General features: G+C 72.3%; 8 protein-coding genes. 1 reads left to right on the top strand and 7 read right to left on the bottom strand.

Annotated elements, in window-relative coordinates:
• Positions 1-42 precede the first annotated feature (42 nt).
• From ACFY6S_RS19605 to rph, 3 genes are all read right to left on the bottom strand, one after another.
• On the bottom strand, positions 43-627 hold the full coding sequence (locus ACFY6S_RS19605; protein ID WP_388819142.1) for a hypothetical protein: 585 nt from the start codon (positions 625-627) through the stop codon (positions 43-45).
• Between the two features lie 116 nt (positions 628-743).
• Complete coding sequence (htpX, locus tag ACFY6S_RS19600; protein ID WP_388819139.1) at positions 744-1652, bottom strand: zinc metalloprotease HtpX; 909 nt, start codon at positions 1650-1652, stop codon at positions 744-746.
• 277 nt (positions 1653-1929) lie between these two features.
• Entirely contained in the window at positions 1930-4524 is a 2595-nt protein-coding gene (gene rph / locus ACFY6S_RS19595; RefSeq protein ID WP_388819828.1) for a rifamycin-inactivating phosphotransferase, read from the bottom strand.
• Positions 4525-5122: 598 nt separating this feature from the next.
• Between rph and ACFY6S_RS19590 the strand changes: the two genes are divergently transcribed.
• Complete coding sequence (locus ACFY6S_RS19590; protein ID WP_388819136.1) at positions 5123-5728, top strand: LuxR C-terminal-related transcriptional regulator; 606 nt, start codon at positions 5123-5125, stop codon at positions 5726-5728.
• A 73-nt stretch (positions 5729-5801) separates the two neighbouring features.
• Here ACFY6S_RS19590 and ACFY6S_RS19585 read toward each other — a convergent pair whose 3' ends face one another.
• From ACFY6S_RS19585 to lanKC, 4 genes are all read right to left on the bottom strand, one after another.
• A complete protein-coding gene (locus tag ACFY6S_RS19585; RefSeq protein ID WP_388819825.1) occupies positions 5802-7574 on the bottom strand; it encodes an ATP-binding cassette domain-containing protein in 1773 nt (590 codons plus the stop codon).
• Between the two features lie 62 nt (positions 7575-7636).
• Complete coding sequence (locus ACFY6S_RS19580) at positions 7637-9526, bottom strand: ABC transporter ATP-binding protein (RefSeq protein WP_388819133.1); 1890 nt, start codon at positions 9524-9526, stop codon at positions 7637-7639.
• 198 nt (positions 9527-9724) lie between these two features.
• A complete protein-coding gene (locus ACFY6S_RS19575; protein WP_388819130.1) occupies positions 9725-9853 on the bottom strand; it encodes a SapB/AmfS family lanthipeptide in 129 nt (42 codons plus the stop codon).
• Between the two features lie 15 nt (positions 9854-9868).
• Positions 9869-12565, bottom strand: coding sequence for a class III lanthionine synthetase LanKC (gene lanKC, locus ACFY6S_RS19570; RefSeq protein ID WP_388819127.1), 2697 nt, complete (start codon positions 12563-12565; stop codon positions 9869-9871).
• Between the last annotated feature and the right edge of the window lie 125 nt (positions 12566-12690).

Below are 12690 nucleotides of genomic sequence, written 5' to 3'. Positions count from 1 at the left end.
GGCCGTGGGGCGGTCCGGACGGGGGCCCGTGAGGGACCCAGGTCAGAGCCCGGGCGCGCCCCAGACGGGGAACCAGCGGGCGAGGTCGGGTTCGATCCGCAGATCGTCCCCCAGTACCGCCCTGACCTGGAGTTCCCGTGGGCTGTCGCGCTTCTCGGCGCCGCCGGGCACCGGTGCGAAGAGGTAGAAGCTGCCCCGCTTGTACAGGTAGACGAGCGCCAGCGGTCGCGCTTCCGCGTCCTGGAAGCCGAGCAGCGAGCAGAGCAGGTGCGGTCCGAAGCCGCCGTCCTGGAGCAGGGTGTTGACCGCGTGCAGGTCGTTGACCAGGGCCGCCGTGTCGTCCGGTGCCCGCTGGGCGAGCAGCCAGGTGTAGCCGTACGCGTCCTGGCTGAACGTCACAGGCGGCCCCGAGCGGTCCTTGTCCGCGTCGAGCAGCTCTTGCACGTCCTGCTTGATCCGGGCGAATCCGCCGCCCTCGACACCCGCGAAACACACGGACCCCAGACCGGTGGGGGTGTAACCGGCCCCGGCCTGGAGGGTGAGGGCGGCGGAGGGCAGGGAGAACAGCTGGTCGAGGTCGGGACGGACCGGCTTGCTCCGGCCGAGGATGGTGTCGAGAAGGCCCACAGGGCCGGCTCCTCACTGTGCGGGAATGGCGGGATGTGGAGCTGCGGGAGGGGAGGACGTCGCGTAAGGCTATGGGCGGTGACGCGCGGTTTCGGGCGCCGGGCGGGTGCGGGGCGTCAGGGGCGGGCGAGATCGGCGGATATCCGGGCGAGCTGGTCCAGCCGCTGTTCGAGCGTCGGGTGCGAGGAGAGCAGCCGGCCCAGGCTCTCCTTCGAGGAGAAGGCCGGGACGAAGAAGAAGGCGTTGTACGGCTCGGCCTTGCGCAGGTCCTCCGTGGGGATCCGGGACATCTGCCCGCTGACCTTCGTCAGGGCCGAGGCCAGCGCCGAGGGTCGGCCGGTCAGCAGGGCGGCGGCGCGGTCGGCGGACAGCTCGCGGTACCGGGAGAGCAGCCGCGTCAGCAGGAAGCCGACCGCGTACACCACCGCGCTGACCAGCGGTATGAGCATGATCGCGATACCGGCGGGGCCCGCGTTCCTGCTGCCGCGCGCCAGTCCGCTGTAGAGCGCGAACCGGGTGATCAGACCCGCCAGCACGCCCAGGAACGAGGCGATGGTCATCACCGCGACATCGCGGTGCGCGACATGGGACATCTCGTGCGCGAGGACGCCTTCCAGCTCCTCCGGCTCCAGTCGGCGCAGCAGCCCGGTGGTGGCGCAGACGAGAGAGCTGCGCTCGCTCCTGCCGGTGGCGAACGCGTTGGGAATATCGCTCCGGGCGATGGCCACCTTGGGCTTGGGCATGTCGGCCAGGGCGCAGATGCGGTCCACGGCGCCGTGCAGCTCGGGCGCCTCCTCGGGGGTGACCTCCCGCGCGCCCATGCTGAAGGCCGCGATCTTGTCGCTGAACCAGAACTGCGCGATGAACAGACCACCCGCGACGATCAGGATGATCGGCCACGCGTGGTTCAGCACCGCCAGCAGAACCCCGACCAGGACCACGTACAGCAGGCCGATCAGAAACATGGTGGTCACCATGCGCGTGGTCAGACCTCGGTCCGGGGTGTAGCGGTTCTTCGTCGTCATCGTCCGCCTCCTGTCGCTCTCACTGTTGCCATTTTCCTCTCTTTCCGGCGAAACGGAGTAAACGGAGGATATGGAAGGGCGGCCGAGGCCCGGTGAGGTGCCGCTCCCGCCGGTCCCGCCGGGGCGGACGTGAGCCACCTGACACGTCGGCCACGGACTTTCGCGGTGGTCATCGACTGCTCGGCACTGTTCGGCCGGAAGCTTCGGACGCCACGAGGACGCCTCTCGGCCTGCCAGGTCAGGGGGAGGCATGCCAGGTCAGGGGAGGCATGCCAGGTCAGGGGAGGATCTCGACGTACCCCTCGGTTCCGTGCACGCGGATCCGCTGCCCGTCCCGGATCAGCCGGGTGGCCCGCTCCACGCCCACGACGGCGGGCAGGCCGTACTCCCGGGCGATCACCGCGCCATGGGTCATCTGGCCGCCCACCTCTGTCACCAGGCCAGTGATTCCGACGAACAGCGGCGACCAGCTGGGGTCCGTGAAGGTGGTGACCAGGATGTCGCCCGCTTCGAGATCGGCCTCCGCCATGTCGAGGACGACACGGGCCCGTCCCTCGACGGTCCCGGCGGAAACCGGCAGGCCGACCAGGGCGCCGACCGGTGCGTCGTCGCGCCGGTAGGCCCCGGTGACGGCCTCGCCGTCCGAGGTGAGGACCCGGGGCGGTGTGAGCGCGTGGTACGACCGGAACGCCTCCTTGCGCCGCCGGATGAGCCGGTCGTCCACCCGCTGCGAGCGCGCCACGTCGTGGAGTTCCTCGAACGTGAGGTGGAAGATGTCCTCCTTCTCGGAAAGCACATCGGCCCGCACGAGGCGCTCGGCCTCCTCCAGCAGGGCCTGTTTGTAGACGAAATAGCGGCTGACGATGCCGTACTTCGGGTACTCCCGGTACCCGATGAAGGTTCTGACCCGGTCGATCATCCGCGCGGTCTCGTCGGCCTTCCGGTCCCCGTCCGGCAGGGCCCGCAAGCGGGACAGCACGTCCTGTTCCTTCTTCCGCGCCTGCTGCCGCCCTTGCTCGAAGCGTCGCTCCGCGGCGCCCGGCTCGAAGATCCTCACGTTGTCGAGGATCACGGGCAGGAGCGTGGAAGGGCGCTCGCGCCACCGTGGCCTCGTGAGGTCGATCTCGCCGGCGCAGCGCATGCCGTACCGGTCGAGGTAAGCCTCGATGGCGTCGCGTGCCTCGGCCCCGCCCGCGAGCTTCGCCAGCTCGTCCAGGAAACCCTCGTCCTCGACGTCCCGCAGGAACGCCACCACCTCCGGCCACGGCCGGATCACGTCCGCGACGTCGAGCAGCGCCAGACCCATCTCCGACGTGATGTTGCCGGGGGCGGACAGGGTGAGTGTGTCAGCCGCGTTCTTCTCGCCCAGCCACTCCGACAGCTTGTCGTTGAGCCACCACGTGGCCTCCATCCCCGCCATGATCGCCTGAAGGCTCAGCGGATCACCCAGGGCTCGTTTGTGCTCCTCGAAGGCGTCCAGCAGGAAATCGAACAGCTCCGGTCCGCTCTTCGTCCGGATATCGCGCTCCAGGGCGGCGACGGACGCCCGGCTGCGCTCGATCAGCTCGGTGACGACGGCCGGATCGGTCTCGACCGGGGCGGGCGCACCGCCGGCCGGCGGCCCGCCCGGACCCGCGTCCGGGAGCGACGGGACGAAACCGTCGTGGTCGAGGACGGTCTCCAACGCGTCCCTCATCAGCGGATCGCCTCTCCCCATGGTGTCCAGGAGGCCGGCGCGGCTCGCGGGCGAGGCCAGCCGCCGGGTGACATCCACGAACAGCCTCCCGCCGGCCGTGTGCATCGGAGCCATCGCCGTCAGCTGCCACACGGAGAGCCCCAGGGACTTCATGGGGTCGGTCATCATCTGCCCATGGCCGACGGAGACGTAGACGTGATTCTCCTGGTCGTCGCGCTCGGGGACGGGGAACAGCGTCGTGATCGGCCGGCTCTGCACGATCTGGAAGTCCTCGTCGGCCAGGCACCATTCGATGTCCTGCGGGCTGCCGAAGTGCGCTTCGATCCGCCGGCCGAGTTCCACGAGCCGTAGCACCTGCGCGTCCGTCAGCACCGGCTGCTCCCGCCGCCGGCCGGATACCGATTCCCGCGTACCGCCATCCGGCAGGGCCCGCACGGCACGCCGTTCGACGGCGACCGACCTGGCGACGATCTCACCCTGCCGCACCTGGTGGACGTCCGGGTTCACCAGACCGGAGACCAGGGCCTCGCCGAGGCCGAAACCGGCCTCCACAGTGGCGGTCTTCCGGTTGCCCGTGACGGGGTCGGCCGTGAACAGGACGCCGGACGCGTGCGGGAGGACCATCCGCTGCACGACCACGGCCATCCGGACCGTACGGTCGTCGATGCCGTTGCGCCGCCGGTAGGTCACGGCCCGCTCGGTGAACAGCGAGGCCCAGCACCGGCTGATGTGCCGGAGCACCGCCTCCGGCCCCACGACGTTCAGGTACGAGTCCTGCTGGCCGGCGAAGGATGCCGTCGGCAGGTCCTCGGCCGTCGCGCTGGAACGGACGGCGTAGGCGGCCTGCCGGCCGAACCGGGCGAGCGCGCGGGTGATCGCCGCCGCGAGATCGTCCGGCAGGGCGATCCCCTCGATGGTCCGGCGGATCCGCGCGCTGAGCGCGCGGATCGCCTCCCGGTCGTCCGGGGCCAGGCGCGACAGCTGATCGAGCCGATCGCCGATCGACGGCGCTTCCGCCATGATCCGCCGAAAGGCGTCCGTCGTCACACAGAAGCCGCCCGGGACGCGGACGCCCTCGATCCGCGAAAGCCCGCCCAGGTGCGCGCCCTTGCCGCCGACGACCGCGACCTGCGTCTCGTCAGCCTCTTGCAGATCCCACACGTACTGCTCGATCACGGCGTCACCTTCGAGACAGCCGTGCTCCGTCGCACCGCGGTGGCCGGTCCGGTCATCGGTGCTTCCCACTCCGCCGAACCTGCCGGGCTCGACATCACCGCTTCGCCCATACGTCGACACCAACACACACTCGTGCCCTTCATTTCCGCAGGTTGTGGCCTCGGCCGACGATTCTGCGCCCCCACCGGGGCCTTGCCGCAAGCCCCCCGGTGCGCTATATCTTGGTAGTGGCAGGGAGAGATCTCCCTGCCTTTGTCTTTTTTGCGCCCGCCGGAACCGACAGGCTTCTCCCGAAGCGGTGGCGCGCCGGGTACGGGTACGGATGCGGACGCGGGTACCCCGAGTCGGCCCGGGCGGACGCCCATCGGCCACGGACGCGGCCGCGGCGGGAGCCGGGCCGGGAGCCCGGACGGCCGCTCTGCCAGGGGCGCACAGTGGCGCACGGCTGTACGTGGGGGCTCGCGAGGTGGCGCGAAATCCCTCCCGTGCTGCCGATGTTGCCTTCCTCACCTTACGAGTAGGGCATTGTGCTAGGCGCGAGCACAGGTAAATGACCACTATGTCGTGTGGGTAGACGACGGCGATAAGGAGGTGCCGCATGATCAGAGTTCTTGTGGTGCACAGACTGGGTCTGTTGCGTTCGGCCCTGGTGGCGTTACTCCGTTCCGAGACGACGCTCGATGTGGCGTCGGCCTCTGGGCGTACCGCATTTCGCGGGGCCTACGGTGTTCCCCCGCATGTCTATGTAGCCGACATCGACTGTCTCGACTCTCCGGGCTATGGGAAGGAGGCGGTCTTCACCCGCGATGACCTGGGCTACGATCCGGCTCTGCTGGTCCTGGCAAGCTCACGGAAACCGGGAGCTTTGCGCAAAGCTTTTGACGCGGGTGCGCTCGGATACGTCAGCAAGGACGGGGAGCCGGGAAGATTAGTGGAAGGCATCCACAAAGTCGCCCGAGGCGAGCGTTTCGTCGATGAAGCACTCGCTTGCGATTTTCTCCAGGCGGCGCAGATGCCGCTCACCCCGAGAGAACTCAGCGTCCTCGCGCTGGCCGCGGAAGGGGCCCCGATCGATGAAATCGCGAGATCACTGCATCTGTCCAACGGGACGATACGCAACTATCTCGCCGCCGCGATACGGAAGGTCGGCGGCCGAAACCGCTTGGACGCGATACGGATATCGCAGGGTGCGGGCTGGCTGTGACCCGGACGGCGCGGACGACCCCGGCCGGGGCGCGGCCCATGGGCGCTCGCGCGCCCTCCCGGCCGCCGCCCTCTCAGCCGACGGGGTCCGAGGCGCCCCGCGCTCCGGCGTCCTGCCAGTGCCCGACCAGATCACGGTAGAGAGCCGACCGTGTGAGCAGCTCGTCGTGCGTCCCGTACGCGGGCCTGGTTCCGTCCAGGACGAGGACACGGTCCGCCCGGCGCGCCGACGACAGCCGGTGCGCGACGACGATCAGCGTCCCCGGCCGCTCGGCGAGGGCCAGCTCCGCGCGAGCCTCCGCGACCGGGTCCAGATGACAGGTCGCCTCGTCCAGGATCATCAGGGGGGCGGGGGAGAGATGGGCGCGGCACAGCGCCAGTGACTGGCGCTCGCCCTGGGAGAGCCTGGCGGGCTCGACCCGGGCGTCCAGCCCGCCGAGCCGGCCGATCAGCGCGTCGACGCCCAGCGCCTCGACCGCCCTGATCAGAGCCAGCGGTGACGCCTCGGGCGCCAGATGGAGCAGGTTCTCCCGCACCGTGCCCGAGAACACGTACGCCTGCTGCGGGATCAGCACCCGCAGCGCCGCCAGCTCGGACGGCGTCCGGCCGGCCACCGGCTCTCCCGCCAGGAGAACGGTCCCCCGGTCGGGCGCGAGCAGCCCCGCGAGAACACCGGTGAGCGTCGACTTCCCGATGCCGCTCGGCCCCACCACCGCCACATGCTCGCCCGGCGCGACCCGGAGATCGAGCCCGTCCAGGACCGGCGGCGCACCGGGTCCGTACGCCAGGGTGACGGAGCGGATCTCCGCCGCCGGCGGGACGGGCGGGCGGCGGCCCGGTCGCGCCTCGCCCCGCCGCGGCCCGGGCGGCGCGGGTGTCCCCGGCGCCGCCGGCTGCATGAGGGGCGCGTCCGGCGCCGCGTCCTCGAACCGCTCCAGCACCACGAGCAGCCGGGTACCGGCCGCGCCCAGGGCGGTCATCAGGGTGTGCAGCGCGGGCAGCAGGGCCTGTACGAGATAGGTCAGCGCCCCCATCAGCGCCCCGGCCGTGACCCCCTGCCGCAGCAGCCAGGGCGTCGCGACCAGCAGCGTGATCACCGGCAGCTGACCGGCCACACCCAGCGCCAGGGCGCGCACGGCCGCCCAGCGGGCCAGGACGCGCGATGTCCGCTCCCCGGCCGCGAACAGCCGCTCCGTACGGTCGACCGCCTCCGCCCGCGTACCGCAGGCCGCGATGTCGCGCAGTCCGGCGCCGAGCGCGCCCGCCCGGTCGGCGATGGCCTCGTCGGCGTCGAGGAAGGCGCGCTGCGCGGTGGCCATCGGGGCCAGCGTGGCGAGGAACAGCGCCAGCCCCAGCGCCAGCGGACCCACGACCACCAGCAGGAGCTGGGGCGCCAGCGCCAGCAGCCCGGCCAGCGCCCCCACCGCGGTGAAGACGAAGGACCGGGCGGTGAGCACCAGTCCGGCGAAGCTGTCCCGGACGATCTCCGTCTGATGGGTGAGCCGCGAGACCGCGCCGCTGTCGGTTCGCGCCGGGTCGGCCATCGCCCGGCGCAGATAACCGTTCACCGCCCTGCGCACCAGCGCGTCGCGCAACGGCTCGACCAGCGCGGCCAGTTGGGCGAAGACGCCGCGCACCAGCGGTCCGCCGACCAGGATCGCCGCCGCCGCGACGGACAGCCAGATCAGGCCCGTCCTGGTGTCCCCGGCCAGAAAGCCCCGGTCCAGCGCCCGCGCCAGGCAGTAGCCGCCCAGGAAGGTCTGCGCGGACTCCAGCAGCGACCAGCCGCCCAGCCTGATCAGCGCCCCCTTCCGGCGCAGCAGAAAACGACGGCCCTCGGGCAGCATCCGGCGCAGCGTCCCCCGGTTGTCCCGTGCCTCCTTCGCGACGCCCGCCGGGGCCCGGCCGGTCACCGGCCGCCCTCCCCGTGCGGGACGGGGCCGGGGACCGTCGCCGGGGCCGCCGCCCCCGACGACACCGTCCCGGTCTCCGACACCGGGACCGACTCGGGCGCCGGGACCGACTCGGCCGCCGGGACCGACTCGGGCGCCGGGACCGACTCGGGCGCCGTCGGCGGCACGGCGAACACGGCGCGGTACGCCGGGGACCGCCACAGTTCCGCGTGCGGCCCCACCGCCCGTACCCGCCCCTCCTCCAGCCAGACCACCAGATCGGCCCGGACCGCCGAGGAGAGCCGGTGGGCGATGATCAGCCGGGTGCCCGCGCGCACGTCCCGGGCGAGCGCCCGCTCCACCTGCCGCTCGGTGACGGTGTCCAGGCTGGAGGTCGCGTCGTCGAGGATCAGCAGCCGTCCGGCGTGCGCGAAGGCGCGAGCCAGCCCCAGCCGCTGCAACTCCCCACCGGACAGCGGCGCCTCGTCGGTCGGGGTGTCGTATCCGCGCGGCAGCAGCCGTACGAACGTGTCCGCGCCCGCCGCGTGGGCCGCCGCCCGGACACGGCCGGGGGAGGCGTGCTCGGCCCCCGAGGCCAGTGCCTCACCGATCGTGGCACCGAACAGCACCGGACGCTCGAACGCGTAGCCGACCTCACGGCGCAACTCCCCGTACGCCACGGACTCCAGCGGTACGCCGTCGAGCAACACCCTCCCCTCGTCCGGATCGGACAGCCGCCCGGCGACGGCGGCGAGCGTCGACTTCCCGGCGCCGGAACGGCCCACCACGGCAGCCGAGACGCCGCCGGGAATCAGCAGGTCCACCCCGGCGAGCAGGGTCCGGCCGTCCCGTACGACTCCCACGCCGCGTAGTTCGAGCGCGCCCGTCCCCTCGGCCGGAAGCGTTTCGGTGCCGTACGCCATGGGCGGCAGCCCGGCCGGTCCGGCCGTTCTGCGGGCGGCGGAACCGCTCCGGACGAGCGAGCCGACCAGTCCGGCCCCCGCGCCGATCCCGGCGGCCAGTGTCGCGTAGCGGGAGGCGGCCAGCAGCTCGCCGACGCTGATCCGGCCCGCCGCGAGCGCGACGCCGGCCGCGGCCAGCACGCCGGTCGTCAGCAGCGGCATGAGGACACCGCCGCGCGCGACGGCCCGGCCGTGCACCTTCCACATCCGCCGCCCCTGGAAAGCGAGTTCGGGCAGGGGGGCCAGGATCCGGTCGCGTTCCCGCTCCGCCGTGCCGGCGGCCGCCACCGTACGCGCGCCGTCCACCACCTCGACCAGCCGGGAGGCGATGGCGGACTGGACCAGCTGGTAGCGCGCGACGCTGTCGGAGGTGCCCCGGGCGAAGGCGCGCACCACGAGCGCCAGCAGGGGCAGCCCCACCAGGAACGCGACGGCCGTCCACAGGTCGATCAGGAACAGCGCGACGACCGCCCCGGCCGGGGCGAGCAGCGAGGCCGCCAGCGCCGCCGCGCTCACCGGCGCCGTACCGGCCTCCGTGGCGTTCGCCGACAACCGGGTCGCCAGGTCACCGGAGGTCAGCCGCGCCGCGCGCTCCGGCGCGGCGCCCAGCAGGCCGTTCAGCGCGCGGCTCCGCAGCCAGGCGGTCGACCGGGCGCTCGTGACACCGCTCAACAGGGCCTCCAGCGCGTCGAGAAGCACCTCGGCGGTGATCAGCGCGACGCACACGGCCAGCCAGAAGCCGGCCGCGCCGTCCCGGCCGAGCGAGAGATCGAGTGTCCGGCCGAGGACCGCCGGCAGCGCGAGGGAGGCGCCCGCCGAGGCGGCGGAGCAGACGAACACCGCGGCGGTCCGGCCCGCGCTGTGCCGGGCGGCGCCGAGCAGCAGACCGGTGCCGGGGTGTGCCGAGGCGCGCGGTCGGCGGGCGCCACGACGTGAGAACACCATCGGGGAGAAGTCCTCCTCCGGAGCGGGACCGGGACGGGGGGTGTGGAGTGTGCGTGGATCTTCCCCGGTCCCGGACCGGGGAATCCGGCACCGGAGGTCCTGGACCGGATCGGGTTCCGGCACCGTGACCTCGACCGGCTGGTCCGGGACGCGGGGAAGGCCCCGGGCGCGAACACACGCCCGGGGCCCCGCCGTACGTCAGTTACAGGTGGTGACGCTCAGGCTGCTGTCGCCGCACAGGAGCAGGCTCGCGCGGCTTCCGGTCTCGACATCACCAATGGCCTCTTCCTTCGGGGTCTCCAGCGACTGCAGGTCGAGAAGGTTCATGGTCGTTCCTCTCATTCATGGGGACGTGGTACTGCCACGGCTCGTGGTACGAGCCGGCTCATGGGCCCGCCGGAGCGGCGGGAGGAACGGCAGGCATACCCGCCGTTCGGGCGAGGAGGCCGCGGCCAGTGCCAGGAGCGCGCCGGCGGTGCCGGTCGACAGATCCATGGACAGCCGCATCATCTGCTCGCCGGGGAAGGCCAGTTGGCCCTGGTAGGTCATCGCGTGCCAGCTGAGGGCGTCGATCTGACGCCGGACGTCGGCCGGACCGGTGCCGGGCCCCGTCGCGGTGGTGCGGCTGAGATACAGCACCATTCCGGCGGCGCCGCGGAAGAGTCCGGGCTGCGCGTAGAACGTGGCCTGCGCCGCCCGTACGATCTCGCCGCGCGCCCGCTCGAAAGCGTCGTCGGCGCGGTGGGCGAGATAGTCGTCCAGGACCATTCCGATGCCCACGCTGCCGGCGCCCAGGTACGGCATGGTGCGCCAGCCCTCGTCGACCTGGAGCGCCCCGCCGGCCCCCTGCTTGCACCGGGCCAGATCGCGGCGCAGCGCGTCCGCCGCCAGGTCCAGCAGGGCGCCGTCGCCCGTCCGCTCGTACAGCCGGACGAACAGCAGCGCGACGCCGCTCGCCCCGTGCAGCAGACCGGCGCGGGGCAGACCACCGCCGGGCCGGCCGGGGCCGCCGGACCGTGCGCCGCCGCCCGCCAGCGCCGCGGCGGCCAGCTCGGCGCAGCGCAGGGACGCGTCGCGCAGCGCCGTCTCGCCGGAGTCCGCGGCGAGCGCGTCCAGCGCGAGACCCAATCCGGCGCAGCCGCTGTGCAGATCCGGTGGCATCTCCCGCCAGGACTGACTGAGCATCAGTTCGGCCATGTGCAGGGCGGATTGGCGGTGTCCGAGCCGGTGGAGGCTCCAGGCGACGCCCGCCAGACCGTCGTAGAAGCCCAGGGGGGTGCCCGACGCGGGCTCCTTGGTCCTCAGCAGCAGCCACTCCTCGGCCTGGGCGCTGTGCACGCCCGCGCTCGCGTCCAGGGCGTACAGCACGCCCGCGGCTCCGTACCCTAAGGACAGACCGCCGCTCGGCGTGGCGAACTGGGCGATGTCACCGGGGAAGAAACGATCCTCCCGATCCGGTGTGGCGGTGGACAGGATGGCCTTCACCAGGGAGTCCCGGCTGCGCGGCCAGTCGCCGGGCGCCACCGGAAGATACCCGCCGGGCCGTGGCCGGAGCCGCTCGTCCGCCGCACTCCCGGAACCCCGGCGCGTGGGCGCCGCCGCCGCGGCACCCGGCTCGCGCAGGATCTCCGCCACCGCGGCGTCGAGGAACGCGCGCTCCACCGGGAACTGCCGCGCCACCACGTCGGCGAGATGGGCCGCTTTGCCGCGGTCGATGGCGAAGAGACTGGTCAGCGGGATGAAAAGGGCCAGCCGCAGACAGGCGAGCGCATAGCGGTCGACATCGAATCCGCGCCGGTCGGGCGGTGCCACGAATCCCGGATTGGCCACCGTCTGACGCCCGTTGTCCTCGACGCGCGCCGCCGCCTCGAAGTCGAGCAGCACCACCGACGACTCGTCCTCGGAGACCATGATGTTGAACAGATGCAGATCGTTGAAGACCACACCGCGTTCGTGCACCGCGGCCACGGCCTCCTCCACCAGCCGGTGGATGCGCAGCGCCCAGGCGGTGTACTCGGCGAGCCGCTCGGCGTCCGGCGCCGCTTCGATCAGCGGATGGCGGCGGGCGAAGAAGCTGTTGAGGGGCTTGCCCTCGATGAATTCCAGCACCAGGAAGCGATGGCCGCCGACTTCGAGGCTGTCCCGTACCTCCGGGGTGCACTTCAGCCCCGACAGCCTTTCCAGCGCGGCCTGTTCACGCCCCAGGCGCGTCACCGCGTCGGCGCCGTCCGCCGCGAGTCCGGCGTGCGGTCTCGCCTCCTTGAGCACCACCTGCTCGCCGGTCTCCAGATGCCGGCCGACATACACACCGCCACCGTTGGAGAAGTGCAGCGCCCGCTCGACCCGGTAGGGCAGCCCGGCCACGCTCATCGCGTCCCTGGCCGCCAGATGCGGACGCAGGAAGGCGGGCGGTGTGACCCACTCGGGTATCCGGAAGACCGGACCGCGCAGATCCGGTACGAGTCCGCCCTCGGCGTTCTCCACGGCGGGGCGCAGCACTCCGTCGGCGTCGTAGCAGTTCCGCTCGGTGAAGCTGCCGTAGCGCAGATGGACCGGTCCCGCGCCCCAGCGCAGGTCGCTCAGGATGTACGGGCCGTCCTCGCCGGCCAGCAGCGCGTCCAGCTCGGCGGCCGTCACACCGCACTGCGCGTCGTCCGCCGGATAGACGGTGATGAACTTGCCGCTGGCCGCGCGGTCCGCGTACTTGGCGTTGCGGTTGTGCAGCAGATAGCGGCTCGGTACGAACTTGAAGGCCACACGGCGCGGTACGCAGTACTCCATGACCCGGGCGAGCACCGACTCCGCGTTGTCCAGCCGCGCCGACACATGGATCTTCCAGCCCTGGGCGGGCAGCGGGCGGTCGAGCGGACGCCAGGCCAGCCAGTCACCGGCGCGGTGCCGCTGCCAGCCCGCGGGGGCCGGCCGCTCGGCGGCTTCGTACAGCGCGCCGTGCCCGGTGGCGTCGGTGGACGCGCTCCGGTGCGGTGCGTCGTAGAAGTGCCGGTCCGCGTCGCAGAATACGGCGTAGCCCTTGTTCACACGCTCTCCCTCGGCTGATGACAGGCCCAACCGTGTCACCTCCCGGAAACATGGGACAGTCGCCGATGTCACCTCCCGCCCGTGGACTACGCACGGGTAACCCGTGACACGACGGACCGGCGGGC

The sequence above is a fragment of the Streptomyces sp. NPDC012835 genome (genome assembly GCF_042900885.1).
Taxonomy (GTDB): Bacteria; Actinomycetota; Actinomycetes; order Streptomycetales; family Streptomycetaceae; genus Streptomyces.
This window is presented reverse-complemented; position numbering and strand designations above follow the sequence as displayed.

Excerpts from the sequence above, each read along its gene's own strand:
- htpX (WP_388819139.1), bottom strand. The coding sequence starts at position 1,652 with ATGACGACGAAGAACCGCTACACCCCGGACCGAGGTCTGACCACGCGC.
- ACFY6S_RS19590 (WP_388819136.1), top strand. The coding sequence starts at position 5,123 with ATGATCAGAGTTCTTGTGGTGCACAGACTGGGTCTGTTGCGTTCGGCC.
- ACFY6S_RS19585 (WP_388819825.1), bottom strand. The coding sequence starts at position 7,574 with ATGCTGCCCGAGGGCCGTCGTTTTCTGCTGCGCCGGAAGGGGGCGCTG.
- ACFY6S_RS19580 (WP_388819133.1), bottom strand. The coding sequence starts at position 9,526 with ATGGTGTTCTCACGTCGTGGCGCCCGCCGACCGCGCGCCTCGGCACAC.
- ACFY6S_RS19575 (WP_388819130.1), bottom strand. The coding sequence starts at position 9,853 with ATGAACCTTCTCGACCTGCAGTCGCTGGAGACCCCGAAGGAAGAGGCC.